The organism is Enterobacter sp. HK169 (assembly GCF_001719105.1).
Lineage (GTDB): Bacteria > Pseudomonadota > Gammaproteobacteria > Enterobacterales > Enterobacteriaceae > Enterobacter > Enterobacter asburiae_B.
Genome location: NZ_CP017087.1, coordinates 4,125,489 through 4,147,538 on the forward strand (window position 1 = coordinate 4,125,489; position 22,050 = coordinate 4,147,538).

General features: G+C 59.6%; 22 protein-coding genes. 6 read left to right on the forward strand and 16 right to left on the reverse strand.

What is annotated here, in order from left to right; translation table 11 throughout:
* Nucleotides 1-183: 183 nt before the first annotated feature.
* Entirely contained in the window at nt 184-1,068 is an 885-nt protein-coding gene (locus tag EnteroDNA1_RS19560; protein WP_081273741.1) for a LysR family transcriptional regulator, read from the reverse strand.
* Nucleotides 1,069-1,177: 109 nt separating this feature from the next.
* Here EnteroDNA1_RS19560 and gstA point away from each other — a divergent pair, with 109 nt between their 5' ends.
* Nucleotides 1,178-1,783, forward strand: coding sequence for a glutathione transferase GstA (gene gstA, locus EnteroDNA1_RS19565; RefSeq protein WP_064673609.1), 606 nt, complete (start codon nt 1,178-1,180; stop codon nt 1,781-1,783).
* Nucleotides 1,784-1,864: 81 nt separating this feature from the next.
* On the opposite strand, the gene EnteroDNA1_RS22100 is transcribed toward gstA, so the two are convergent.
* Both EnteroDNA1_RS22100 and EnteroDNA1_RS19570 read right to left on the reverse strand, forming a co-directional pair.
* Entirely contained in the window at nt 1,865-2,113 is a 249-nt protein-coding gene (locus tag EnteroDNA1_RS22100) for a hypothetical protein (protein WP_071891613.1), read from the reverse strand.
* Between the two features lie 248 nt (nt 2,114-2,361).
* The gene (locus tag EnteroDNA1_RS19570; RefSeq protein WP_038417608.1) at nt 2,362-3,243 is read right to left on the reverse strand and encodes a LysR family transcriptional regulator; all 882 of its coding nucleotides are present in this window, start codon (nt 3,241-3,243) and stop codon (nt 2,362-2,364) included.
* Between the two features lie 105 nt (nt 3,244-3,348).
* On the opposite strand from EnteroDNA1_RS19570, the gene budA reads away from it, so the two are divergent.
* From budA to EnteroDNA1_RS19590, 4 genes are all read left to right on the forward strand, one after another.
* The gene (gene budA, locus EnteroDNA1_RS19575) at nt 3,349-4,128 is read left to right on the forward strand and encodes an acetolactate decarboxylase (protein WP_058841238.1); all 780 of its coding nucleotides are present in this window, start codon (nt 3,349-3,351) and stop codon (nt 4,126-4,128) included.
* On the forward strand, nt 4,100-5,821 hold the full coding sequence (gene alsS / locus EnteroDNA1_RS19580) for an acetolactate synthase AlsS (RefSeq protein WP_198922085.1): 1,722 nt from the start codon (nt 4,100-4,102) through the stop codon (nt 5,819-5,821). The genes budA and alsS overlap by 29 nt, the downstream gene beginning before the upstream one ends.
* 20 nt (nt 5,822-5,841) lie before the next feature.
* Nucleotides 5,842-6,612: a (S)-acetoin forming diacetyl reductase gene (locus EnteroDNA1_RS19585; protein ID WP_024906954.1), complete on the forward strand. Its 771-nt coding sequence runs from the start codon at nt 5,842-5,844 to the stop codon at nt 6,610-6,612.
* A gap of 131 nt (nt 6,613-6,743) precedes the next feature.
* Nucleotides 6,744-7,217 (forward strand): cold-shock protein, encoded by a 474-nt coding sequence (locus EnteroDNA1_RS19590; protein WP_023310683.1) that lies wholly within the window; start codon nt 6,744-6,746, stop codon nt 7,215-7,217.
* Nucleotides 7,218-7,286: 69 nt separating this feature from the next.
* Here EnteroDNA1_RS19590 and EnteroDNA1_RS19595 read toward each other — a convergent pair whose 3' ends face one another.
* The 5 genes from EnteroDNA1_RS19595 to EnteroDNA1_RS19615 form a co-directional block, all read right to left on the reverse strand.
* Nucleotides 7,287-7,991, reverse strand: a complete 705-nt coding sequence (locus EnteroDNA1_RS19595) for an ABC transporter ATP-binding protein (RefSeq protein WP_069303783.1) — start codon at nt 7,989-7,991, stop codon at nt 7,287-7,289.
* Complete coding sequence (locus EnteroDNA1_RS19600; RefSeq protein ID WP_069303784.1) at nt 7,978-8,814, reverse strand: ABC transporter ATP-binding protein; 837 nt, start codon at nt 8,812-8,814, stop codon at nt 7,978-7,980. The genes EnteroDNA1_RS19595 and EnteroDNA1_RS19600 overlap by 14 nt, the downstream gene beginning before the upstream one ends.
* Nucleotides 8,807-9,640 carry an ABC transporter permease gene (locus EnteroDNA1_RS19605; RefSeq protein WP_069303785.1) on the reverse strand — a complete coding sequence of 278 codons (834 nt, stop codon included), beginning with the start codon at nt 9,638-9,640 and terminating at the stop codon, nt 8,807-8,809. Before EnteroDNA1_RS19605 ends, EnteroDNA1_RS19600 begins: the two co-directional genes overlap by 8 nt.
* The gene (locus tag EnteroDNA1_RS19610; RefSeq protein WP_069303786.1) at nt 9,640-10,653 is read right to left on the reverse strand and encodes an ABC transporter permease; all 1,014 of its coding nucleotides are present in this window, start codon (nt 10,651-10,653) and stop codon (nt 9,640-9,642) included. Before EnteroDNA1_RS19610 ends, EnteroDNA1_RS19605 begins: the two co-directional genes overlap by 1 nt.
* Nucleotides 10,654-10,797: 144 nt before the next feature.
* On the reverse strand, nt 10,798-12,366 hold the full coding sequence (locus EnteroDNA1_RS19615) for an ABC transporter substrate-binding protein (protein WP_069303787.1): 1,569 nt from the start codon (nt 12,364-12,366) through the stop codon (nt 10,798-10,800).
* Nucleotides 12,367-12,567: 201 nt separating this feature from the next.
* On the opposite strand from EnteroDNA1_RS19615, the gene EnteroDNA1_RS19620 reads away from it, so the two are divergent.
* Nucleotides 12,568-13,266: a GNAT family N-acetyltransferase gene (locus EnteroDNA1_RS19620; protein ID WP_069303949.1), complete on the forward strand. Its 699-nt coding sequence runs from the start codon at nt 12,568-12,570 to the stop codon at nt 13,264-13,266.
* 33 nt (nt 13,267-13,299) lie between these two features.
* Here the strand turns inward: EnteroDNA1_RS19620 and EnteroDNA1_RS19625 are convergent, their stop codons facing one another.
* The 8 genes from EnteroDNA1_RS19625 to betI all read right to left on the reverse strand — a co-directional run bounded on the left by EnteroDNA1_RS19625 (nt 13,300) and on the right by betI (nt 22,000).
* Nucleotides 13,300-14,994 carry a thiamine pyrophosphate-binding protein gene (locus EnteroDNA1_RS19625; RefSeq protein ID WP_069303788.1) on the reverse strand — a complete coding sequence of 565 codons (1,695 nt, stop codon included), beginning with the start codon at nt 14,992-14,994 and terminating at the stop codon, nt 13,300-13,302.
* A gap of 33 nt (nt 14,995-15,027) precedes the next feature.
* The gene (locus EnteroDNA1_RS19630) at nt 15,028-15,768 is read right to left on the reverse strand and encodes an SDR family oxidoreductase (protein WP_047648462.1); all 741 of its coding nucleotides are present in this window, start codon (nt 15,766-15,768) and stop codon (nt 15,028-15,030) included.
* 329 nt (nt 15,769-16,097) lie between these two features.
* Nucleotides 16,098-16,745 (reverse strand): anti-sigma factor, encoded by a 648-nt coding sequence (locus EnteroDNA1_RS19635; RefSeq protein ID WP_069303789.1) that lies wholly within the window; start codon nt 16,743-16,745, stop codon nt 16,098-16,100.
* Nucleotides 16,742-17,296 carry an RNA polymerase sigma factor gene (locus EnteroDNA1_RS19640; RefSeq protein WP_069303790.1) on the reverse strand — a complete coding sequence of 185 codons (555 nt, stop codon included), beginning with the start codon at nt 17,294-17,296 and terminating at the stop codon, nt 16,742-16,744. The genes EnteroDNA1_RS19635 and EnteroDNA1_RS19640 overlap by 4 nt, the downstream gene beginning before the upstream one ends.
* A 43-nt stretch (nt 17,297-17,339) precedes the next feature.
* Entirely contained in the window at nt 17,340-17,903 is a 564-nt protein-coding gene (locus EnteroDNA1_RS19645) for a fasciclin domain-containing protein (protein WP_069303791.1), read from the reverse strand.
* A 345-nt stretch (nt 17,904-18,248) separates the two neighbouring features.
* The gene (gene betA / locus EnteroDNA1_RS19650) at nt 18,249-19,913 is read right to left on the reverse strand and encodes a choline dehydrogenase (RefSeq protein WP_069303792.1); all 1,665 of its coding nucleotides are present in this window, start codon (nt 19,911-19,913) and stop codon (nt 18,249-18,251) included.
* A gap of 13 nt (nt 19,914-19,926) precedes the next feature.
* Nucleotides 19,927-21,399: a betaine-aldehyde dehydrogenase gene (betB, locus tag EnteroDNA1_RS19655; RefSeq protein WP_069303793.1), complete on the reverse strand. Its 1,473-nt coding sequence runs from the start codon at nt 21,397-21,399 to the stop codon at nt 19,927-19,929.
* A gap of 13 nt (nt 21,400-21,412) precedes the next feature.
* Nucleotides 21,413-22,000 (reverse strand): transcriptional regulator BetI, encoded by a 588-nt coding sequence (gene betI, locus EnteroDNA1_RS19660; protein ID WP_032662864.1) that lies wholly within the window; start codon nt 21,998-22,000, stop codon nt 21,413-21,415.
* Nucleotides 22,001-22,050 lie beyond the last annotated feature (50 nt).

Genomic DNA, 22,050 nt, shown 5'->3' on the forward strand with positions numbered 1-22,050 from the left:
AAAGGGATCACCCTGAATTACATAAGGTTGCTTGAAAGTTTGCGAGGCGGCTTCCAGAGGGGCATTGCCGGGAGGCGGCTACGCCTTACCCGGCCGGCAAAACCGCCAACCAACCCGCGACACAACCCGTAGGCACGCGCAAGCGCAGCGCCGCCGGGCACAGTTTGCACCGCCGTTACTCCTTCACGCAGACCTTTTCATTTTGAGCAATCCTTCTAATAACGCCTGCGTCGCGCGGGAGGATTTGCCAGCCTGCGAACAAACCAGCCCAAACTCCCGGCACAGCGAAGGTGCTATGGGCACGACGCACAAACCGCGTAATTCATCCGGCAGGGCGGATTCAGGTATCAGCGCGACGCCCATGCCTTCGCGTACCAGCAGGCAGGCGCTGATCCAGTCGCGGACGGTCACCCGCACGTCAGACAGCTGCAAGCCAGCCTGTTCCATCAGGCTTTTTCCATTGACGGCACAACCGCCCGTTGCGAGCACGAAGGGCTGGTCTGCCAGTTCCTCAAGGGTGATGCCGCGCGTACGTGCATAACGAGCCTGACGGTGACTGGCTGGCAGCACCGCGACCCATGCATCCTGCCCTAAGATCGCTTCAGCACGCCCGGGAACAGGGTTCATGACCACGCCCACATCAACCGTATCTGCCGCCAGCCACTCTTCGACCTCCTGGTCCGTACCTTCCAGTACGACCACCTCGATTTCAGGATGCAGGCGCTTAAAATCCCGCAGCAGCCCGGGCAAAAATGTGGATGTCACCGAAGGAAAACTGGCAAGACGAATACGCCCGCCGCTCAGCCCCCGGCTCTCATCTGCCAGTGCACGGATGGCATCCAGCCGCGCCAGCATACTCCTTGCTTCTTTGACAACCCGCTCACCCAGCGACGTTACGCCGATGTGGCGCCGCTCTCGCGTGAATACCGCAAATCCTAATGAGGCCTCTAACTGAGCGATCGCCTGGCTGGCGCCCGACTGCGTCATGCCTACCTCTTCAGCGGCACGGGAAATATTACTGGCATCGGCCACTGCAACCAGCAAGCGCCAGTGTAAAAGATTCATCATGGATATCAGTAGCTCAGCTAATAGCTATTTTATGAATCATTAATTTTACAGTGAGAATGGCTTTAAGCACAGTGTATGTAAATCACACAACCGCTTTAACGGAGAGATTATGAAACTCTATTACGCCCCGGACACCTGTTCACTCTCACCCCATATCGTGCTTCGCGAGCTGGCGATTGAGTTTGAACTGGTTAAAGTGGACAACAGGAGCAAGATTACCGCTGACGGGCGCGACTTCCTGACCATCAACCCCAAAGGTTATGTCGCTGCGCTTGAACTGGATGACGGGAAAATCCTGACCGAGGGGCCAGCCATTTTGCAGTACCTGGCAGACCTCAAGCCAGAAAGTGGGCTGGCACCGCGAGCAGACGGCTGGGAGCGGGTGCGGCTTCAGGAATGGCTAAACTTTATCACCAGCGAAATACACGCGGGATCGGCACCTCTTTTTAATCGTGCGCTGCCCGAAGAGGCCAAATCGATTTTTCGTGAGAAGCTCTTCAGGCGGTTCGATTTTCTTCAGGAAACGCTCTCCACAAGCGCTTATCTGACGGGATCGGTATTCAGCGTGGCAGATGCCTATCTTTTCACCGTGCTGGGATGGTGCACGTTCTTCTCAATTGAACTCAACGACTGGCCCGCGCTACTGGCGTACAGGGAAAAAATCAGTGCCCGTCCCGCGGTGCAGGCCGCATTACGTGCGGAGGCGAAAGTCTAGGTCTGCGTATTCCGCCGCATATATTAATGCCTGAAGCAGGAGGCAAGTGAGGATGTGGAACCAGGATGCGTTAGCTTACTGTCACTCTGCATCTGATTGCCTGGCGCTTTTCACTGCATCCTGCTTCCCCGGATTGCATTGCTGTTTTGTTCCTGGAAGATAAAATTTTCCCGACGCGTCCGGATCTGTTCCGCCCGGACAACCCGCACGGCCCGGAGCTGAGACGGTGCCATCCGAACCGTTTCCGCCATCCCCACCATTACCGCCATCGGCAGCATTTACAGCGAATGCGCCGAGTATGAGCAAAAATGCAATAACTCGTGTAGTCATCAAAACCTCCATTGTTCAGGGTATTTCAAGGCATCTTGCCAGCCTGGATTCAGCATCTCTCTTCCTTGTCATCCCTTGAGTGCAGCCAGAGTAACAGATGGTTTGCGGCAGACAATTACCAGGAAAACGTAGTACCTAAGCGTGCATCAACATGACCTTTACCGTTCCAGGAACCGACAGAGGCTGGCATTGCCGGGTGGCGTCTGCGCCTTACCCGGCCTACAAAAACCAAAACCCCTCTATTGCCGTCACCCCTCGCTCATCATCATCAAAAACCGCTTCACCGTCCGCGAGCGTTCAAAGCGCCGCCAGCAGAGCGCGATATCGGTATAAAGCTCCGGCGAGCTCAGCGCGTGATAGGTGACATTCGGCGGTGAAATGGCCGCCATGGATTTGGGCACCAGCGCGAACCCGCCGCCCGCGGAAACCATGCTCAGGGAGGAGGAAAGCTGCGACGACTGCAGCGCGTGCTGCACGTCAATTCCGGCCCGCTCGCAGCAGCCGTGAACCCGTTCGTACAGCCCCGGCGCGACCTCCTGCGGGAACAGCACCACCGGCGTATCCCGAAGCTGCTCTAACGCCAGCGAATCGCACGCCGCCAGCGGATGATCGCGATGCAGCGCCACCACCATCGGCTCCCGGTCGAGGATTTTTAACTCGAACGCCTTGCTGCTCTCGCACGGCAGGCGCACGAAGGCGATATCCAGTTCACCCTCCGCCAGCATTGTCGTCAGCGACGACATATTGGCTTCCACCTGGTGAACCTGCACCGCCATGTTCTGCACCTGAAACTGGCGGATCAGCGCGAAAATTTTGGGATGAAAAGCGTCGGAGCTGGTGATCCCAATCGACAGATTGCCGTTCAGCCCCCGCGCGATGCCGCGGGCTTTTTCCAGCGCGGCATCGCTCAGCGCCAGAATTTTGCAGGCATCCTCGTAGAAGGCTTCTCCCGCCTCGGTCAGCTCCACGCCCCGCGTCAGGCGTCTGAACAGCGGCGTGCCCACTTCCTCTTCGAGCCGTTTGATCTGCTGACTCAGAGGAGGCTGTGAAATACCCAGCGCTTCGGCCGCCCTGGTGAAGTGTCGCTCGCGTGCAACCGCGACAAAATACCGCAGATAACGAAGTTCCATATCTAAAACGTCTCAAACCAGCATGGTTTCTATATTGGAACTCTCTGCTGAATCGGGTCAACATTTATTTAACCTTTCTAAATAAAGTTGAAGAGGACGAGCACGATGATGCATTCATCTGCCTGCGACTGTGAGGCCAGCCTGTGCGAGACCCTGCGGGGGTTCTCCGCCCGGCATCCTGACAGCGTGATCTATCAGACATCGCTAATGAGCGCCCTGCTAAGCGGCGTGTACGAAGGAGAGACCACCATCGCCGATTTGCTGGCACATGGTGATTTTGGTCTGGGCACCTTCAACGAGCTGGACGGTGAAATGATTGCCTTCAGCAGCCAGGTGTACCAGCTGCGCGCCGACGGCAGCGCCCGGGCCGCGAAGCCGGAGCAGAAAACGCCGTTCGCGGTGATGACCTGGTTCCAGCCGCAGTACCGCAAAACCTTCGATGCACCGGTCAGCCGTCAGCAGATCCACGACGTTATCGACCAGCAGATCCCCTCCGACAACCTGTTCTGCGCGCTGCGCATCGACGGCAACTTCCGCCACGCCCATACCCGCACGGTACCGCGCCAGAAGCCGCCGTACCGCGCGATGACCGACGTGCTGGACGACCAGCCGGTGTTCCGCTTTAACCAGCGCGAAGGGGTGCTGGTCGGGTTCCGCACGCCGCAGCATATGCAGGGCATTAACGTGGCCGGCTATCACGAGCATTTCATCACCGACGACCGTCAGGGCGGGGGCCATCTGCTCGACTATCAGCTGGAGAGCGGCGTGCTCACCTTCGGTGAAATTCACAAGCTGATGATTGATCTGCCCGCCGACAGCGCGTTCTTACAGGCCAACCTTCACCCCAGCAATCTTGATGCAGCGATCCGTTCCGTCGAAAACTAACAGGAGAACTACCGTGAACAGTGAGAAACAGTCACGTCAGTGGGCGCACGGCGCCGATATGGTTGTCGGCCAGCTGGAAGCGCAGGGCGTGAAGCAGGTGTTCGGGATCCCGGGTGCGAAAATCGACAAGGTCTTTGACTCCCTGCTGGACTCCTCCATCGAGATCATCCCGGTACGCCACGAGGCCAACGCGGCGTTTATGGCGGCGGCGGTCGGGCGGCTGACCGGCAAGGCCGGGGTGGCGCTGGTCACCTCCGGGCCGGGCTGTTCTAACCTGATCACCGGCATCGCCACCGCCAACAGCGAAGGCGACCCGGTAGTAGCGTTGGGCGGGGCGGTGAAGCGGGCGGATAAAGCCAAGCTGGTGCACCAGAGTATGGACACCGTCGCCATGTTCAGCCCTGTCACTAAATACGCCGTGGAGGTCAGCTCGCCGGACGCGATTGCCGAGGTGGTATCGAATGCGTTTCGCGCCGCCGAGCACGGCAGGCCGGGGGGCGCATTCGTCAGCCTGCCGCAGGATATCGTCGACCAGCCCGCGACGGGGGCGATTTTACCCGCCAGCGGCCCGGCGCTGATGGGCCCGGCACCGGAGTCAGCGATTAACGACGTGGCGAAGCTTATCGAAAACGCCAAAAATCCGGTCATTTTACTCGGCCTGATGGCCAGCCAGCCCGCGAACAGCGCCGCGCTGCGCAAGCTGCTGGAGAAAAGCCGCATTCCGGTCACCAGCACCTATCAGGCCGCCGGGGCGGTAAACCAGGAGCACTTCACCCGCTTTGCCGGACGCGTCGGCCTGTTCAATAACCAGGCGGGCGACCGGCTGCTGCATCTGGCGGACCTGATTATCTGCATCGGCTACAGCCCGGTGGAGTACGAGCCGTCCATGTGGAACAGCGGCGACGCGACGCTGGTGCATATCGACGTGCTGCCCGCCTATGAAGAGCGTAACTACGTCCCGGATCTGGAGCTGGTGGGGGACATCGCCGAGACGTTGAACCTGCTCGCTAACCGGATCGATCGTAAGCTCGAGCTGAGCCAGCGTGCCTCCGAAATTCTGGTCGATCGCCAGCATCAGCGCGATCTCCTCGACCGCCGCGGCGCCTCGCTCAACCAGTTTGCCCTGCACCCGCTGCGCATCGTGCGCGCCATGCAGGACATCGTGAATAACGACGTGACGCTCACCGTGGACATGGGCAGCTTCCACATCTGGATCGCCCGCTACCTCTACAGCTTCCGGGCGCGTCAGGTGATGATCTCCAACGGTCAGCAGACCATGGGCGTTGCCCTGCCGTGGGCGATTGGCGCGTGGCTGGTGAACCCGGGCCGCAAGGTGGTTTCGGTCTCCGGTGACGGCGGCTTCCTGCAGTCGAGCATGGAGCTGGAAACCGCGGTGCGCCTCAACGCCAACGTGCTGCACATCATCTGGGTGGATAACGCCTACAACATGGTGGCGATTCAGGAAGAAAAAAAATACCAGCGGCTTTCCGGCGTCGAATTCGGCCCGGTCGATTTCAAAGCATATGCCGACGCCTTCGGCGCGAAAGGCTTTGCCGTGGAGAGCGCCGAGGCGCTTGAGCCGACGCTGCGTGCGGCGATGGATGTGGATGGCCCGGCCGTGGTGGCCATTCCCGTCGACTACAGCGATAACCCGCTGCTGATGGGTCAGCTCCATCTCAGCCAGATTTTGTGACTCAATATAAGGACAGAGAAATGCAAAAAGTTGCTCTCGTAACAGGCTCAGGCCAGGGGATTGGTAAAGCGATCGCGCTTCGCCTGGTGAAAGACGGCTTTGCCGTCGCCATCGCCGACTATAACGTCGAGACGGCAAGAGCCGTCGCCGATGAAATCATCCGTAACGGCGGCAACGCCGTCGCCGTGAAGGTCGATGTCTCTGACCGCGAACAGGTATTTGCTGCGGTGGAGAAAGCGCGCACCGCGCTGGGCGGCTTTAACGTTATCGTGAATAACGCCGGGATTGCGCCGTCTACCCCTATCGAATCCATCACGCCGGACATTGTCGACAAGGTCTACAACATCAACGTGAAAGGGGTGATCTGGGGGATCCAGGCCGCGATTGACGCCTTCCGCAAAGAGGGGCACGGCGGCAAGATCATCAACGCCTGCTCCCAGGCGGGCCACACCGGCAACCCGGAACTGGCGGTCTACAGTTCCAGCAAGTTCGCGGTGCGCGGCTTAACCCAGACCGCGGCACGGGATCTCGCACCGCTGGGGATCACCGTTAACGCCTACTGCCCTGGCATCGTCAAAACGCCGATGTGGGCGGAAATCGACCGTCAGGTCTCCGAGGCGGCGGGTAAACCGCTTGGCTACGGGACCGAAACCTTTGCCAAACGCATTACGCTTGGCCGCCTGTCCGAGCCGGAAGATGTCGCCGCCTGCGTCTCATACCTGGCAGGACCGGATTCCGACTACATGACCGGCCAGTCTCTGCTCATCGATGGTGGGATGGTGTTTAATTAAATTCTAATAAGCTCTGACATGAGTTTTCCCCTGCACCCGTGCAGGGGCTTTTTTTTGTCTCCTCCGTCATTGTGCATTACACTGCGCGCTGCAAAACTTTAGTCATTACGATCTGACAGGCGGTAACAGCGATGAACGGTACAATCACAACGTGGTTTAAAGATAAAGGCTTTGGATTTATCAAAGATGAAAACGGCGACAACCGCTATTTTCATGTGATTAAGGTCGCGAACCCCGATCTGATTAAGAAAGATGCCGCGGTGACCTTTGAGCCAACCACCAACAACAAAGGCCTTTCCGCCTACGCGGTGAAGGTGATCCCCGAAAGCAAACATCTCTTTATTGCGGGCGAGCGCGTGAAGCTCTCCTCCATCAAATCCTTCGTGGTGTTTAACGAAGAAGAGCCGGCTGATACCAAAATCGACAAAGAGAACGCGGTGCTGTCGGTGGGGCTGCTGATGAACAGCATCAAGCCGAAATCCGAGAAAAAGCCGGGCGAAATGCGCACGGTGAAGAAGCTGGCGATCACCACCTTCCAGAATACGACGCTGATCTTCACCGAAGATGAGATCGACATCGACGCCACGGTGAAGCTGCTGAAGTGATTTTTTGCCGGGTGGCGGCGTCGCCTTACCCGGCCTGGAAAACCCGCGCGGCGCTCGCCGCCACGCGACTTACCCCATCCTGTGCTCACCCCGCAACATCGCCTCACGGTCAAACACCCTCTGGATCTCCCCGTGCGCCATAAACGCCGCCCGGTCGGACATATGGGCAATCACGTCCGCGTCGTGGCTCACCAGCAGATAGGTCATGCCGTGCTCTGCCTTCAGGCGGTTGAGCAGGTTCAGAATTTCCGCCTGCACGGACATATCCAGCGCCGAAGTCGGCTCGTCCAGCAGCAGAAGCTGCGGGCGCAGCAGCAGCGCGCGGGCTATGGCCACGCGCTGACGCTGGCCGCCGGAAAGCTGGTGCGGATAACGTTTACCCGCGTCGGCGGAAAGCCCCACCTGCTGCAGCGCATCCGCTACCTTTTCGGCAATCCGCGTTTCGCCGTGGATGTTTAACGGCTCCGACAGGGTGCGCGCAACGGTGTGGTTCGGGTGCAGCGACGCCCACGGATCCTGAAACACCATCTGCACGTTGCGGCGAAGCTCGCCTTCAAAACGCCGTCCTTGCCGTAGCGCGTCTCCCAGGATCGAAATATGGCCGTTCCACTCGCGCTGCAATCCCGCCAGCACGCGCAGAATAGTCGATTTCCCGCAGCCGGATTCGCCGATCAGGCTGAAGGTTTCACCTTTCTCGATGCCAAAGCTGGCGGCGGACACCGCCGTTTTCTCCCCGAATCTCACCTGGAGATCCTTAACCTCAACGAGCGCCATTATCGGCCTCCTTCCACGACTGCGTGCGGTCCAGCGTCGGCAGCATCTGGCCGAACGTTTGCGCATTGGGTCGGCAGGTCCACAGGGTGCGGGTGTACGGATGCGTCGCCTGCGGAAGTCGGCTTGCCGCCATCTCATCGACCTTCTCGCCCTGATACATCACCAGCACGCGGTCACAGTGCTCCGCCACCAGCGGCAGATCGTGGCTGATTAACAGCATCGCCATCTGGCGTTCTTCGCTCTGCTGCACCAGCAGTTCGAGGATCTGGTTGCGCAGGCGGGCGTCCAGCGCGGAGGTGGGTTCGTCGGCAATCAGCACCTGCGGGTTGTTGATCAGCGCAATGGCGATCATCACCCGCTGGCCCATGCCGCCGGAGAGTTCGCCGGGGTAGCGCGTGAGGACGTGTTCGTTGAGCCCGACGGCGCGGATGATGTCGTGAATGCGCGCCAGGCGCTCGGCGCGGGGCAGGCGCTGGTGCAGGGTCAGCGCTTCATCGAGCTGAGCGGCGACGTTTTGCGCCGGATTCAGCGCGTAGCGCGGGTCCTGCAGGACCATCGCAATCCCGTTGCCGCGCAGCGCCTGCCAGCGGCGGGTGCTCAGGGTCAGCAGGTCGTTGCCGAGCACGTTAAGCCGGTTCGCGCTCACGATGCCGGGCTTACGCACCAGCCCCATCAGGGCGCGGGCGGACATTGATTTGCCCGAGCCGGATTCCCCCACCAGCGCCAGCCGCTCGTTGCCCAGCGTGAAGCTGAGGTTGTTGACCACGCGCGCGGCGGGATAGTCGATGTTCAGCGCATCGACGATGACGCGTTGTTCAGTCATGCTGTGGCTCCAGTACGTCGCGCAGGCCGTCGCCCAGGAGGTTAAAGGCGAGGCTGGCAAACAGAATCGCTCCGCCCGGAATGGCGGCAATCCACCACTGGTCGAAAATCACCTGCATGCCGTCAGCGATCATCGCGCCCCATTCGGCCATCGGCGGACGCGCGCCAAGGCCGAGGAAGCCCAGACCGGCGGCCGCCAGAATAATGCCCGCCAGATCCAGCGCCAGCCGCACAATCGCTGACGGCAGGCACAGGGGCAGAATATGGCCGACCAGCAGGCGCGGGCCGCGAATGCCCATCATCTCGGCGGCGGCGAGGTAGTCGCTGTGGCGCAGCCGCTGGATCTCGCTCCGCGCCTGACGCGCGTAGGCCGGCCAGGTGGTTAAGGCCAGCGCCAGCGCGCCGTTGACCAGCCCCGGGCCAAGCATCGCCACAAACGCGAAGGCGAGGATCAGGCGCGGCATCGACATCACCACGTCGGTAAAACGCATCAGGATGCGCTCCAGCCAGCCGCCGTAGTAGCCGGACAAAATCCCCACCAGCAGCCCGGCGGGCAGGGTGATTACGGTAACTAATGCCACCAGCCCGAGCGCCGGACGGGTGCCGTAAATCAGGCGTGAAAGCAGATCGCGCCCGTAGCTGTCGGTGCCCAGCCAGTGCTGGCTGTTCGGTACCTGCAGGCGCGCGGCGGCGTCCTGCCAGTTCGGGTCAAGCGGCGCGAGCCACGGCGCGAACAGGGCGATAGCTACCAGCAGCGCGATGGCAATCAGCCCGCAAAACGCGGCGGGGGAGCGGCGCAGGCGGCGTAAGAAAAGATAAAACGGCATCAGCGCACCCTGGGATCGGTCGCCCGCACAAGCAGGTCGGTAAGGTTATTGATCAGCACAAAGCAGACGCCAATCAGCAGCGTGCCGCCCATGACGGCGGTGGTGTCTCCGGCGAACAGGGCGGTGGTGAGGTAGCGCCCAATCCCCGGCCAGGAGAAGACGGTTTCGGTCAGTACCGCGCCTTCCAGCATGCTGGTATAGGCGAGGGCGATTACCGTCAGCAGGGTGCCGCGAATGTTCGGCAGCACGTGGCGCAGCAGGATGGTCATCTCCCCGGCGCCCTTGGCGCGGGCAAGCAGGATGTACTCTTTGTTCATTTCGCTCAGGCAGGCGGAACGCGTCAGGCGCGTGATGCTCGCCAGCGAGTAATAGGCCAGCAGCAGCACCGGCAGCACCAGGTGGCTGAGGGCGTTGCGGAACGCCTCGCGGTCGCCGGAAAGCCAGGTATCCACCAGCGCAAAGCCGGTACGCGGCTCGACGGTGAACTGCCAGATATCATCCAGCCTGCCGGGACCCGCGCTCCACTGCAGCTTCGCGTAGAACAGGGCCAGCATCAGCAGGCCGAGCCAGAAAATCGGTACCGAGTTGCCGAGCAGGGTGAGCGTTCTGATGGCTAAATCAAGCGGCGAACCGGCGTAGCGGGCGCACAGCACCCCGGCAATCACGCCGAGCACGGCGCCGATGATTAACGCCAAAGTCGCCAGCTCGAGCGTGGCGGGAAACGCGTGCAGCAGATCCTGCAGCACCGGCTGCCCGGTGGCGCTGGCGGTGCCTAAATCCCCGTGGGCAAGGTTTTGCAGGTAGTGCCAGAACTGCACGGGCAGAGGCCGATCCAGCCCAAGCTGGTGGCGAACCTGATCGTAGGTTGACTGGCTGGCGTGATCGCCGACGATCTGCAGCACGCGATCGACCGGTGAAAACGCCGAGAGCGCAAACGTGACGAGCAGCAGCCCGAAGAGCGTGAGCAGCAGGGTCAGCAGCCCCTGGATCACGCGGGTGGAAAGATGTGGCATGGGAAAATCGTTATCCTGAAAATATGCACGGACGACCCCCTCTCCCTGTGGGAGAGTGCGGGGGTGAGGGGGAACAGGTGGCTCTGTTGCACGATGTTGCCCTCACCCCAACCCTCTCCCACGGGAGCGGGAGAAGGAGAAGGGCTACTTCGTGACGCGATCGTACCAGACCATATCCGCGTTCAGCCCCTGCTGATACCCCCTCACGTTATCGCGCACCACGATCTGGGTTTTACCCTGATCGACGAACACGTACGGCGAATTCTGCTGCAGCTGTTCCTGCATCTTTTTGTAGAGATCCAGACGCTTCGCCGGATCCGGCTCGGCTACCGCCGCCAGCGTGGCTTTGTTCAGCTCCGGAATTTTCCAACCGTTAAGCCCGGCCACGGTGCTGGATTTACCGTCGTTCCACGCGAAGGCGCTGGCGTTAGAGTGCGCGTCGAAGTAGTCCGGGATCCACAGACGGATCGCCGCCTGATGCTGCTTTGCGCGCACGCGGGCATAGACCTGGCTCCCGGCGGCAGGCAGCAGATCGACCTTCACGCCACCCTGGGCAAAGCTCGCCTGCATCGACTGGGCGATGGTGATAAACGGCGGCTTGTTCTCCACATCCAGCGTGAAGTGCGCGTCTTTAATGCCCGCTTTGGCGAGAATGGCTTTCGCTTTTGCCGGGTCAAACGTAAACGGGTTGTCTTCCAGCGCGCCCGGCAGGCCGACCGGCAGGAAGCTCTGATGAACAAAGTACTGGCCTTTCAGCAGATTTTTGGTGATGCCTTCATAATCGACCAGCCAGCGCGAGGCTTCCCAGAACGCCGGGTTGTTCAGCAGCGGGTTGGCGCTGTTGCCGGTGTTAAACACCAGGTAATTTTGCTCGGCGGACGGAATGCTCAGTACCTTCACGCCCGGCTTGCCGTCCAGGGCGCTTATCTGATCTGCTCCGAGATCGCGCGCCACGTCCGCATCACCCTGCTGGATCAGCAGGCGGCGTGAAGCCGGATCGGGGACGTTTTTAATGATGATGCTTTTGAGCTTCGGCGCGCCGCCGGGCGCTGATTCGTTAGCTTCCAGCACGATAGCCTGATGCGGCTGATAGACGCGCATTTTGAACGCGCCGCTGCCCGCCGAGTGCATTTTCAGCCAGGCGTTACCGAAGTCATTATCCTTCACGTTCGCCGCAACCTGCTTTTCATCGACGATGGAGGCAATCGGCGTGGAGAGAATATTCAGCGCCACCGACGGGCTAACGTCCGCCGTCCAGTGAAGCTGGAGGGTATGGTCGTCCACCTTTTTCAGCTGGCTGGCGATGTTGCTCGCGTCCCAGCCCAGCACGTTGAGGATAAAGGCCGGGGATTTGTTCAGCGTCACGGCGCGGGTGTAAGAGAAAATCACGTCTTCCGGGCGCAGCGGGTTGCCGGAGGCGAATTTGGCATCGGGCTTGAGCTTAATCGTCAGGGTTTTGGCTGCCGCGTCCGCTTCCCAGCTGTCTGCCAGAATCGGGGTGATTTTTTCCGGGTTATCGCGGTCCGGCTGTACCAGACGCTGATACAGGCTCGGCACGGTCTGGATGCTGGAAAGCTCGTTGGCTTCGGCCGGGTCGAGGCTCACGATGTCATCCAGCCCCTGGGCAACAACCAGCGTGGTGGGCGGTGTAGCGGCGTGGACAGCGCCTGAGAGCGCAGCCAGCACCAGTAACGGCAACAGTTTTTTCGTCATAGCGATCCCTGAGAAGAATATATTGTGATTGTTTTATGCTCCGCTACGTTAGGGCGACTCTGACATTCCGCAAAGTCGAAATTCAGCTTTGCTTATGCCTTTCGGGAATATCGCATGCGCTTGGGCTATTAAAATGTGCTGCTTTTCGCCCGCTTTTTAACCTGCTATAACAAACTCCTTACCTTTCAGGGAGTCACCGCCGTGCCCGAAATCAATCAACATGGTCAAACCGTTAACGATATCGTTCCAGACTGGAGAGGCGCGCGCGTATTAACCCGCACGCCGCTGTTCGGCCAGTATTGCCGCCTGGAGCCGCTGGATGCCGATCGCCACGCGGCCGATCTCTACGAGGCCTACGCGCTGGGCGACGACAGCGACTGGACGTGGCTTGCCAGCACGCAGCCAGCGAGCGTGGAAGCCACCGCCCACTGGATCGTGGCTAAGGTGATGGACGATGAGCTGGTGCCGTTTGCCGTCATTGATTTACGCACCGAACGCGCGGTGGGGCTGGTGAGCTATATGGCTAACGAGCGGCTGCTGGGGTCAGTGGAGATCGGGCACGTGACCTGGTCGCGCAGGATGAAAGGAACCCGGATGGGCACCGAAACGGTGTGGCTGCTGCTGAAAAATGCGTTTGAGCATGGCTACCGGCGCGTCGAGTGGAAGTGCGACTCCATGAACATTGCGTCACGCAATGCGGCGGAGCGGCTGGGGTTTGTCTGGGAAGGACGCCTGCGCCAGAAGCTGGTGCGCAAAGGGCGCAACCGCGACAGCGATATGCTTTCTATTATTGACGGCGAGTGGCCGCAAAGAGACGCCGAGCTGCGCGCCTGGCTGGCGGCGAAGAATTTTGACGGGGAAGGGCGGCAGATTAAGCGGCTTGAGGCGTTTCGGTTATAAGTGTTTTATGTAGGGTACATCTGAAACGGTCGATCAATCTGCGGAAATGGCAATTTCGATCAAATTGGTTTTTCCGGACTGTAGCCCCTGCGTCACCGCCGTGGCGATGTCCGCGGCCTGGGTCACCCGGCAGCAGCGGATACCCATCGCGGCGCCCAGCGACTGGAAATCAATTCGCGGGTTAATCAGATCCATCCCGATAAAGCGACCCAGCTTTGTCGAACTGTAGCCCGGCTGTCCTTTCATGAAGTTTTTCAGGATGTTGTACTCCAGGTTATTCATCACGATAAAGGTGACGGGCAGATTTTCGTGCGCCGCCGTCCAGAGCGCCTGCGGCGAGTACAGGGAGGCGCCGTCGCCAACCAGACACACTACCGGCTCGCGTCCCAGCCCCAGCGAGTGCCCTACCGCCGCAGGCATTCCCCAGCCCAGACCGCCGCCGCGCATAAAGTAGTAGCGCGGGTGCTGCTGGTCGGAAATAAACCGGCGAACGTGTCTGGCCGTTGCAATCGCCTCGTCGACAATCGTGGTGCCCGGCGGAACGGACTTTATCACCTCGTAGGCCGCGACCATCGGCGAAATCGCCGGGCGCAGCCGCTCGGCTGCCAGACGCTCTTCCTGCAGTTGCCACTCTTTTTCACGTTCAGCGCGTGCCGCTTTGAGCAGACGCTGATGCGTCAATTTGCTTGCCACCCGGCGCTGCTCAAGCTTCGGCAGCAGTTCCTTCAGGGAGAGTTTTATATCCCCCATCACCGAGAGGCGGGTGGCGTAGGTGCGGCCAAGTTCGTTCATATCCGCCGAGAGCTGATACACCGCGCAGGTTTCCGGAATGGCCTCGCCCTCGCTATACAAAATGGTAATCAGGCTTCTGCCGCCGATGATAAACACCACATCGTAGGCATTAACGACGCTGGCGATTTCCTTTGCGGTGGTGGGCATATTCCCTCGCCAGAGCGCGTGCTGCGTGGGGAAGGGTAAATTCAGCGGCCAGGAGGAGCCGTAGACGTGGGCGCCGAGCGCTTCAGCAAGCTGGACAATCTCTTGCGTCGAGCCGCTGGAGTGAACTTCATCCCCCGCCACAATCATGATCCTGCCGGGGGTGACTGCGCTTAGCGCCTGCGCCAGCTCGTCCAGAGAGCCCGCCACGGTGTGGTAGTTCACTTTAGAGGCCGTTTGTATCCCGGCGTCGCTGAGCTCTTCCATCACGTTCATTGGCAGTGATAGCAGCACCGGACCCGCGGGAGGGTAGCTGGCGGCATGAAAGGCCCGGCGCACAAGAACCGGGAGCTGGTCGGCGCTGGTGACCTCCTGCGCCCATTTCACCACCGGCGATCCAATGGAGACAATGTCATCGTACAGGAGCGGGTCGCGCACGTAGTGCCGGGTATCCTGCTGCCCGACGGTGACAACCAGCGGCGTTTTCATGATCCGCGAATTAATGAGATTCCCCATGCCGTGCCCAAGACCGCTGGCGGTATGCAAATTGATAAAACCGGTCTTGCCGGAGGCTTTCGCGTAGCCGTCGGCAATGGCGACCACGCTGCTCTCCTGGAGAGCCAGAATATAGTGAATATTTTCATGGCGAAGAAGGGCATCAATGAGCGGGAGTTCGGTGGTTCCGGGGTTGCCAAAAATATATTCCACACCTTCACTCTCCAGCACTTCAAGGAGAATATCGGCACCCGATCGCATATTTAAATCTGATATGGACGTTAATGATTTAATCATAATGACACCTCAATCAGCGTTATTTAACTCATGCTAAAATTCTTCCTGCGTAGGACGGACAATTATTTCATTTACATCAACGTCGCCAGGCTGTTCGATAGCAAATAATACGGCTCTGGCAATCGACTCTGCCGGAATAGCCTGCTTATAAAATTCATGCAGGAACTGTTTGCTCGGGGCATCAGAGCTGCCAAACTGCAGCTCGCTTTCAACGGCGCCGGGGGAAATAAGGGTCGTCCGAACGGTTTTCCCCGCTTCCTGACGTAAGCCTTCACTCAGGGCGCGGACGGCGAATTTCGTGGCGCTGTACACCACGCCGCCGGGGGCAAGGACCTTGATACCCGCCACGGAGGCCACGTTAATAAAGTGTCCGCTCCCCTGACGCTGGAATACCGGGAATGCCGCTGCGATACCGTACAGCACGCCTTTGATGTTGGTATCGATCATCCGGTCCCACTCATCGGTTTTCAGCTCGCTGAGGGGAGCAATCGCCATAAAGCCCGCGTTGTTGATCAGCACGTCGACGCGCTGGTATGCGGCAACGGCAGCGTCAATCGCGCGCTGAACCTCCTCCTGTCGGGTCACGTCCGCCTTTACGGCAATCGCCCGGCCGCCCTGCTGAATAATGCGATCCACCAGGGCGTTAATTCTCTCCAGACGACGGGCAACCAGCACCAGTGAAAACGGTTTATTTGCCAGATGAAGGGCAATGGCCTCACCAATACCGCTGCTGGCACCGGTGATAACAACAACTTTGTTTGCACTATTATTCATGATCTTATCTCACTGTTGTATGATTCAAAAAAATAAAATGCAGAGAAGGATTAAAGAATGATGACGAATTCTTTAATTCTTTTTAAAAATATATTGTATATATTGAATTAAATAGCATTCGATTTAAACTTAATGGAGTTGCAGGGAGAGTGTCAATAAAGTTTCAAATAATAAAATTCATTGCGGTGCTAATATTTAATTCTTATATGTAACAGCCAATATTATGTACAGGATTGAGTATTGAAAAATCTCTCTTTTCTTATCGTTCGGGCGTAAATCCGTAGAAGGCAGATTAAGAGGCGCGCGGCCCTGCGAACAAGGCCGGAGGATTAAATCTTGCCGCTGTACAGCACGGGGCCGGTGGGTTGACCGGTGGGTGATCCCCCTTTAGGTTCAAGGCTTATGGCTATCATCGCGTCAGGGGTAAGGGTGTTGTTCCTGAGGGCAACATCAGTCGGTATATCACGTTGCAGCAGCCCAAGGGATATCGGGGCCTTCCCGGCAGGAATAAGCCAAAGCTGCAGGCTGTTTTGCGCCGCAATAGCGTTCGGTCTGAGAGGGGTGATGCTCAGATACTGGCGGCGGCTGTCCGCACTGACGATCCATTGCCCGTGCTGTTGGGCATCGTTGAGCACCATCAGCGGTGCGAGTTCCGGCGTTCGGGTGGAATACCAGGTCACGACGGTAACGGCGGCAATGCCGGCAGCGACCATCCAGCCGAGATAGGGCCGGCTTTGGCGCAAAGGCTTCCTGGGCGGCAGATCGAGGGCGATCCTCTTCCACACCGTCTCGGGTGGGTGAACGGGCGCGAGATGACTGTCGAGCGTGCTGAACGTCTCCTGCCAGTACGCCACGCGGGCGGCCAGAACGGGCTCCGCGGCAAGCCTTTTCTGGAACTGAAGCCGCGCTCCTCCGCGCAGGGTGCCGAGGGCATACTCCGCAGCCAGCATGTCATCGCGTTTTTCGCTGTCATTCATAGGCCCACGCACTCCCGAAGATGATCCATCGCGCGGCGGATCCAGCTTTTTACCGAGCCCACGGGCTGCTGGAGCCAGTCGGCAATGTCGCTGTGGGACATGCCCTGATAGTAGGCGAGCGTAATGCTCTGGCGCTGTTCCTGACTCAGATGCTCCAGACAATGCCTGAGTCGTGCTGCCTGCGCGTCATCGTACCAGTTGTTTTGCTCATTGTTTTCGCTAAGCAGACTCTCTTCGGAATACGACTCCTCGCGGGCGGCAGCCCGGGTTTGCCCACTGCGCAGCCAGTCAATACAGCGGTTGCGAACAATATGCGTAAGCCAGGTCATCGGAGAGCTCAGGGCGGCGTTATAGGTGTCGGCTTTACTCCAGACGGTGACAAAACAGTCGTGAAGGATCTCTTCTGCCCAGGCGCGATGGCGCAGCATGCGCAGCGCGACGGCAAACAGATGCGGTGAAGTGAGTCGGTAAAGTTGTTCAAATGCGCGGCGATCGCCGTTTGCGACCGCCTGCATTAATTTCAACTGCTGTTCAGCCAGCGCGTTATCCATGTTTTTCCCGGAAGGCAACGTCACACTTCCGAAGTATAGACAACTACTTAGGCATCAGGACGGTATCGATCACATCGATCACGCCATTTTTCTGATGGACGTCATAGGTGCTGATATTCGCCACGTTACCTTTACCATCCTTGAGCTGAATATTGTGCGGGCCGTTACTCATGATCCACAGCGGTTGACCGTTAACGGTTTTCAGCTCCGCGTGGCCGCCGCCCTGTTTAATTTTCTGCTCCAGCGCTCTCATATCGTAATTACCCGCAACCACGTGATAGGTCAGGATACTGGTGAGCAGCGCTTTATTTTCCGGCTTCACCAGATTGTCCACCGTACCCGCAGGCAATTTTGCAAACGCCGCATCGGTTGGCGCAAAAACGGTGAAGGGCCCTTTGCTCTGCAGCGTCTCCACCAGCCCGGCCGCTTTGACCGCCGCCACCAGCGTGGTGTGATCTTTTGAGTTCACGGCGTTTTCAACAATGTTTTTGCTCGGGAACATTTCCGCTCCGCCCACCATTACGGAGCCAGACGTCATGGCCGCTGATGCGCCTGCACAGAAGAGCAAGGCGCTGGATACGAATGCAACACTGAGTAGCTTTTTCATCATTTATCCTCGGATTAAGGAGCAAAGGCGTTGCTCACATACTCACATACGAGGGCAAGGGGGAAACTGGATGCAGGCAAATGAAAATAAATTTTTGGAGGGAAGATAAACTCCCTCTCCCGTATGGAGTGAGAGATCCCCAGTCATTTTTTAACCTGGAACGTTCACAAGTTACGTCGTTACAGAGTGGCAAGGAACGTCAAGTGAACGGAATGACCACCGCAGCCGTATGTTCCCCCTCACCCCAGCCCTCTCCCTCAAGGGAGAGGGAGTCGTCCGTACAGGCATTGTTTTGTGGGGATCCCTCCCCCGTATGGAAGAGGGTTAAGAGGAGGGGAAATACCCTCAGCGTCGAACCGGCGCCCCGTTCGCCACGTAATACGCCGCCGTGCTCTTCGCCAGCGGCTCGCGCCCGCGGATCGCGTCGGCAATTTTTTCGCCAATCATAATAGTGGTGGCGTTCAGGTTGCCGGTGATGATCTGCGGCATGATCGACGCATCCACCACGCGCAGCCCTTCCAGCCCGTGAACGCGGCCTTCGCCGTCGACCACCGCCATCTCGTCGTAACCCATCTTGCAGGTGCCGCACGGGTGGAAGGCGGTTTCGGCGTGGTTACGCACGAACTCGTCCAGCTGCTCGTCGGTCTGGCATTCGATACCCGGGCTGATTTCGCGACCGCGATATTTGTCCAGCGCGGGCTGGTGCATGATCTCGCGGGTAATGCGGATCGCGTCGCGAAACTCCTGCCAGTCCTGCTCGTGAGACATATAGTTGAACAGGATCGCCGGATGCTGGTGCGGATCGCGCGACTTGATGCACACGTGCCCGCGGCTTGGTGAGCGCATGGAGCCGACGTGGCACTGGAAGCCGTGCTCTTTAACCGCGTTCGAGCCGTTGTAGTTAATCGCTACCGGCAGGAAATGGTACTGAATGTTCGGCCATTCGAACTCCTCGCGGCTGCGGATAAAACCGCCCGCCTCGAAGTGGTTGCTCGCGCCCACGCCGGTGCCCCCAAACAGCCACTCGGCGCCAATCTTCGGCTGGTTCCACCACTGCAGGGCAGGGTAGAGGGAGACCGGCTCTTTGCATTCGTACTGGAGGTACATCTCCAGGTGATCCTGCAGGTTTTCGCCCACGCCGGGCAGGTCGTGCACCAGCGGAATATCGAACTGCTTCAGCAGCTCCGCGTTGCCCACGCCGGAGCGCTGGAGGATCTGCGGGGAGGCAATCGCGCCCGCGCACAGCAGCACCTCTTTATTCGCCGTCGCTCTGGACGGGATAGTGCTTTCGCCCTCCAGCCACTCGACGCCCGCCGCGCGCTTGCCGTCAAAAATAATATGATCGGTCATGGCGTGAGTGCGGATGGTCAGGTTCGGGCGCTTTTTGGCCTGGTCCAGATAGCCGCGCGCGGTGCTGGCGCGTCTGCCCTGCGGCGTGACCGTGCGGTCCATCGGGCCGAAGCCCTCCTGCTGATAGCCGTTGAGATCGTCGGTGCGCGGGTAGCCCGCCTGCACGCCCGCCTCCACCATCGCCTCAAACAGCGGGTTCACGCCCGGCTTAGAGGTGGTGACGCTCACCGGACCGTCGCCGCCGTGGTAGTCGTTCGGCCCCACGTCGCGCGTCTCGGCCTTGCGGTAGTAGGGCAGGCAGTTGAGGTAGCTCCAGTGCTCAAGGCCAGATTCTTTCGCCCAGTTGTCCAGATCCATGGCGTTACCGCGCACGTAGCACATGCCGTTGATCAGCGACGAGCCGCCCAGACCTTTGCCGCGCCCGCACTCCATGCGGCGGTTGTTCATGTACGGCTCTGGCTCGGTTTCATACGCCCAGTTGTAGCGCTTGCCCTGCAGCGGGAACGCCAGCGCGGCGGGCATTTGGGTGCGGAAGTCAAAGCGGTAATCCGGCCCGCCCGCCTCAAGCAGCAGAACGGTGGTATTCGGATCTTCAGTCAGTCGCGTTGCCAGTACGTTGCCGGCAGAGCCGGCCCCGATAATGATGTAGTCAAATTGCAAATAAACCTCCCGGTTAAAATATGGACTGGAATTTACCCATCTCAACCTGGATGGACTTCACCTGGGTGTAGCTCTGCAGCGTCATCACGCCGTTCTCGCGGCCAATGCCGGAGTGTTTGTAGCCGCCGACCGGCATCTCTGCGGCGGATTCACCCCAGGTGTTGATCCAGCAGATGCCCGCTTCGAGCTGATGAATGGCGCCGTGCGCGCGGTTCAGGTCGGCAGTGACGATGCCCGCCGCCAGACCGTAGTCGGTGTCGTTGGCGCGGCGAATGGCTTCTTCTTCGCTTTCATAGGTGAGGATGGACATCACCGGGCCGAAGATCTCTTCGCGCACGATGGTCATCTCGTCGGTGCAGTCGGTGAACACGGTCGGGGCGACCCACGCGCCGTTGTCGAAGCCTTCGCCCTTCAGCGCGTCGCCGCCGCACAGCACGCGCGCACCTTCCTCTTTGCCTTTGGCGATGTAGCGCAGCACGCTGTCGCGGTGCGGGAAGCTGACCATCGGGCCAAAGTTGGTGCGTTCATCGAACAGATCGCCCGCGCGGATGCGGCCCACGCGCTCAACGATTTTCTGCTCAAACGCGGCCTTGAATTTCGCGGGTACGAACACGCGGGTTCCGTTGGTGCACACCTGGCCGGAGCTGAAGAAGTTCGCCATCATGGCGATGTCTGCCGCGAGATTGAGATCCGCGTCGTCGAAAATAATCAGCGGGGATTTGCCGCCCAGCTCCATCGTTACCTCTTTCAGGGAGGAGGCAGCCGAGTTGGCCATTACCTTCTTGCCGCTGGCGACGCCGCCGGTGAAGGAGACTTTGGCGATGCCCGGATGCTCGGTAAGGTACTGGCCAGTCTCCGCGCCCACGCCCGGCAGGACGTTAAATACGCCGTCCGGCAGGCCCGCTTCGGTGTAGATCTCCGCAAGCTTCAGGGCGGTGAGCGGGGTGACCTCGCTCGGCTTGAAGATCATCGCATTGCCCGCCGCCAGCGCCGGGGCTGATTTCCAGAGGGCGATCTGGATCGGGTAGTTCCACGCCCCGATGCCCGCCACCACGCCCAGCGGCTCGCGGCGGGTGTAGACGAATGAGGTCTCACGCAGCGGGATCTGGCTGCCTTCCAGCGCCGGGATCAGCCCCGCGTAGTACTCCAGCACGTCCGCGCCGGTGACGATGTCGACGGTGGAGGTTTCGGAGTACGCTTTACCGGTGTCGAGGGTTTCCAGCTTCGCCAGCTCGTCGTTGCGCTCGCGCAGGATATCAACGGCGCGACGCAGAACGCGCGAGCGCTCCATGGCGGTCATCGCTGCCCAGATTTTTTGCCCGCGTTTTGCGCTTTCCACGGCGCGGTCGACGTCTTCGCGCCCGGCGGCCTGTACGCTCGCCAGAACTTCACCGTTGGCCGGGTTGATGGTCTCGAAGGTGCGACCGCTGGTGGCGGAGGTATAACCACCATTGATATAAAGCTGCTGTTCTGCCATTCGGGACATAAATTCTCCTCGGTTATTCGGTCGGTAAATGCTGGCTGATAAAGTGGCTGGTGAGCGACTGCGCCAGGGTCTTATCCAGCGGCTTGCCGCTCAGCGCGGCGCGCAGCCACAGCCCGTCGATCAGGGCCGCCAGGCCGTAGCCCGCCTCTTCAGCCTGTTCGCGCGGCAGCTCACGGCGGAACTCGTACACCAGGTTTGACAACAAGCGACGGCTGCTCACCTGCTGCAGGCGGTAGAGCATCGGCTGGTGCATGCTGCTCGCCCAGAAGGCCAGCCAGGCCTTCATTGCCGCGCCGCTGGTCTGGGTTTCATCAAAATTGCCGCCGACAATGGCCTGCAGGCGTTGCTCCGCGCTGCCGTCCGGCAGGGCGCGTAAGCGGCTCAAAACCGCGTCGCGCAGCTGGCCGGTAATGTCGCGCATGGTCGCTTCCAGCAGACCGTTTTTGTCTTTGAAGTAGTGACTGATGATCCCCGTGGAAACGCCCGCCCGACGGGCGATCTGCGCGATCGTCGCGTCGTGCATTCCCACTTCATTTATTGCTTCCAGCGTGGCGTCGATAAGCTGCCTGCGCCGGATCGGCTGCATCCCCACTTTGGGCATTTTTGCCACTCCATTCATCAGCGTTGGTAATACATTAAAGCGGTTTTTGA

Coding starts and splice junctions, on each gene's coding strand:
- EnteroDNA1_RS19605 (WP_069303785.1), bottom strand. CDS start 9,640: ATGCCGTTTTATCTTTTCTTACGCCGCCTGCGCCGCTCCCCCGCCGCG.
- EnteroDNA1_RS22100 (WP_071891613.1), bottom strand. CDS start 2,113: ATGACTACACGAGTTATTGCATTTTTGCTCATACTCGGCGCATTCGCT.
- EnteroDNA1_RS19640 (WP_069303790.1), bottom strand. CDS start 17,296: ATGGATAACGCGCTGGCTGAACAGCAGTTGAAATTAATGCAGGCGGTC.
- EnteroDNA1_RS19610 (WP_069303786.1), bottom strand. CDS start 10,653: ATGCCACATCTTTCCACCCGCGTGATCCAGGGGCTGCTGACCCTGCTG.
- EnteroDNA1_RS19645 (WP_069303791.1), bottom strand. CDS start 17,903: ATGAAAAAGCTACTCAGTGTTGCATTCGTATCCAGCGCCTTGCTCTTC.
- gstA (WP_064673609.1), top strand. CDS start 1,178: ATGAAACTCTATTACGCCCCGGACACCTGTTCACTCTCACCCCATATC.
- betB (WP_069303793.1), bottom strand. CDS start 21,399: ATGTCCCGAATGGCAGAACAGCAGCTTTATATCAATGGTGGTTATACC.
- EnteroDNA1_RS19590 (WP_023310683.1), top strand. CDS start 6,744: ATGAACGGTACAATCACAACGTGGTTTAAAGATAAAGGCTTTGGATTT.
- EnteroDNA1_RS19635 (WP_069303789.1), bottom strand. CDS start 16,745: ATGAATGACAGCGAAAAACGCGATGACATGCTGGCTGCGGAGTATGCC.
- betI (WP_032662864.1), bottom strand. CDS start 22,000: ATGCCCAAAGTGGGGATGCAGCCGATCCGGCGCAGGCAGCTTATCGAC.
- EnteroDNA1_RS19600 (WP_069303784.1), bottom strand. CDS start 8,814: ATGACTGAACAACGCGTCATCGTCGATGCGCTGAACATCGACTATCCC.
- alsS (WP_198922085.1), top strand. CDS start 4,100: ATGCAGCGATCCGTTCCGTCGAAAACTAACAGGAGAACTACCGTGAAC.
- EnteroDNA1_RS19560 (WP_081273741.1), bottom strand. CDS start 1,068: ATGATGAATCTTTTACACTGGCGCTTGCTGGTTGCAGTGGCCGATGCC.
- EnteroDNA1_RS19585 (WP_024906954.1), top strand. CDS start 5,842: ATGCAAAAAGTTGCTCTCGTAACAGGCTCAGGCCAGGGGATTGGTAAA.
- EnteroDNA1_RS19570 (WP_038417608.1), bottom strand. CDS start 3,243: ATGGAACTTCGTTATCTGCGGTATTTTGTCGCGGTTGCACGCGAGCGA.
- EnteroDNA1_RS19625 (WP_069303788.1), bottom strand. CDS start 14,994: ATGATTAAATCATTAACGTCCATATCAGATTTAAATATGCGATCGGGT.
- EnteroDNA1_RS19630 (WP_047648462.1), bottom strand. CDS start 15,768: ATGAATAATAGTGCAAACAAAGTTGTTGTTATCACCGGTGCCAGCAGC.
- EnteroDNA1_RS19595 (WP_069303783.1), bottom strand. CDS start 7,991: ATGGCGCTCGTTGAGGTTAAGGATCTCCAGGTGAGATTCGGGGAGAAA.
- EnteroDNA1_RS19615 (WP_069303787.1), bottom strand. CDS start 12,366: ATGACGAAAAAACTGTTGCCGTTACTGGTGCTGGCTGCGCTCTCAGGC.
- budA (WP_058841238.1), top strand. CDS start 3,349: ATGATGCATTCATCTGCCTGCGACTGTGAGGCCAGCCTGTGCGAGACC.